The organism is Aldersonia kunmingensis, assembly GCF_001646865.1.
Classification (GTDB): Bacteria; Actinomycetota; Actinomycetes; order Mycobacteriales; family Mycobacteriaceae; genus Aldersonia; species Aldersonia kunmingensis.
In genome coordinates, this window is the sequence record NZ_LRRB01000201.1 from 1 (window position 1) to 1,785 (window position 1,785).

Annotated in this window: 4 protein-coding genes; 2 read left to right on the plus strand and 2 right to left on the minus strand. The window is 65.6% G+C overall.

Annotation, left to right across the window (positions count from 1 at the left end; translation table 11 throughout):
- Positions 1-340 (plus strand): glutathione peroxidase (locus A8G08_RS15715; protein ID WP_068275863.1); only part of this gene is annotated, 340 nt, incomplete at its 5' end.
- 22 nt (positions 341-362) lie between these two features.
- On the opposite strand, the gene A8G08_RS15720 is transcribed toward A8G08_RS15715, so the two are convergent.
- Positions 363-623, minus strand: a complete 261-nt coding sequence (locus tag A8G08_RS15720; RefSeq protein WP_068275865.1) for a Txe/YoeB family addiction module toxin — start codon at positions 621-623, stop codon at positions 363-365.
- Positions 624-625: 2 nt separating this feature from the next.
- Entirely contained in the window at positions 626-886 is a 261-nt protein-coding gene (locus A8G08_RS15725; RefSeq protein ID WP_068275867.1) for a type II toxin-antitoxin system Phd/YefM family antitoxin, read from the minus strand.
- Positions 887-1,055: 169 nt separating this feature from the next.
- On the opposite strand from A8G08_RS15725, the gene A8G08_RS15730 reads away from it, so the two are divergent.
- The gene (locus A8G08_RS15730) at positions 1,056-1,757 is read left to right on the plus strand and encodes a DUF2334 domain-containing protein (protein ID WP_068275874.1); all 702 of its coding nucleotides are present in this window, start codon (positions 1,056-1,058) and stop codon (positions 1,755-1,757) included.
- Positions 1,758-1,785: the final 28 nt, after the last annotated feature.

Genomic DNA, 1,785 nt, shown 5'->3' on the forward strand with positions numbered 1-1,785 from the left:
CTACGCGGACCGCGGCCTCACGGTCATCGGATTCCCGTGCAACCAGTTCATGGGCCAGGAGCCGGGCACCGCCGAAGAGATCCAGACCTTCTGCGCCACCACCTACGGCGTCACCTTCCCGCTGCTCGCCAAGGCCGATGTCAACGGCGAGAACCGGCACCCGCTCTACGCCGAGCTGACCCAGGCCGCGGACGCGAACGGCGAGGCCGGCGATATCCAGTGGAACTTCGAGAAGTTCCTGATCGCGCCCGACGGCAAGATCGCGAACCGGTTCCGCCCGCGCACCGAGCCGGATGCGCCGGAGGTCATCGAGGCTATTCAGGCCGTTTTGCCCAACTGAACGCGTCCGTGGCGTGCCGGGGTCAGCGTCCGTAGTGATACCGGCACGCCGCGATGCGGACCTCATTGACAGTGACCTTGTACACGAGGCGATGCTCGTCGGTGATCCGCCTCAACCAGTAGCCAGCGAAGTCATGTTTCAGCGGTTCGGGCTTACCGATGCCTTCATTCCCGTTTCGCATGATGTCCTGCACGAGGACGTTAATGCGCTTGAGCACCTTTCGATCCTGCGCCTGCCACCACAGGTAGTCCTCCCAGGCATTGATGTCCCACACCAGCAGCACGGTCAGTCGTCACCGTCGACGAGTTGATGCACCTCGCCCCCGCCGCTTTCGAGTCGCTCCATCGCATCGAGCAGACGCCGTGCGTTCGCGGGCGAGCGCATCAGGTACGCGGTCTCGCGAAGCGACTCGAAGTCCGCCAGCGAGACCATCACCACCGGCTCATGACCCGAGCGGGTGATGACAATCTCCTCCCGGTCATTGACCACCGAGTCCAGCACCTCGGCATAGCGGGCACGCGACTCGCTATAGCTCATGGTTCGCATGACGACCTCCTTCGTTGTACAGAAAATTTGTACGTCAGGGGTAAGTCGTCTTCAAGGTCGACGCGGACAGTCGGCACTTCCAACATCGACGAACCACACACGACGTCAATTCGCCCGACTTTCGACACACCGTTACGGGCCGTACATCTCGCAGTGCGAGATTGCTGCCATGAGCGGTGCGTTGATCGTCTCGGTATCCGGTATCCGCAACGAAACCCTGGATCAGGCGGCCGAGTTTGCCGCGGAGATGGATGCGCGCGGTGTGCCGCTGTCGCTGCTGGTCGCCCCGCGCTTGAAGGACAAGTACCGCCTCGTGCGTGACGAGCAAACCCAGGAATGGCTGCGCGGCCGCCGCGACGCCGGGGATGCGATCGTCCTGCACGGCTACGACCAGGCGGCCACCAAACGCCGCCGCGCCGAGTTCGCCTCGTTGCCGCAGCACGAGGCAATGCTGCGGCTCATGGCCGCCGATCGGGTGCTCGAGCAGACCGGCCTGCGTACCCGGGTGTTCGCGCCGCCGCGCTGGATCGCCTCGCCCGGTGCGATCGCCGCCCTGCCGGTCGCGGGGTTCCGCGTCGCCGCGCTGCACAACGCGATACACGACCTTGTCGCCGAAACCGCGGTGCGCGCGCGGGTGTACGGCATCGGCGGGGGGTTTCGCACCGAACAGTGGTGGTTCCGGATGATCGTGCTCGGCGCGGAGCGAATCAGCCGGCGCGGCGGGGTGCTCCGGCTGTCGGTCACCGCCAAGCAGCTCGGGTCGACCGGGTCCCGGCAGACAATCCTGGACGCCGTCGACATCGCGCTGCACCACGAGGCGCGGCCCGACGTCTACCGGTGGTCGCCGCCGGGAATGCGTCAAATCGCGTAACGGCTCGAACCGTTGCCTGCTTGTGAGC

Coding starts and splice junctions, on each gene's coding strand:
- A8G08_RS15725 (WP_068275867.1), bottom strand. CDS start 886: ATGCGAACCATGAGCTATAGCGAGTCGCGTGCCCGCTATGCCGAGGTG.
- A8G08_RS15730 (WP_068275874.1), top strand. CDS start 1,056: ATGAGCGGTGCGTTGATCGTCTCGGTATCCGGTATCCGCAACGAAACC.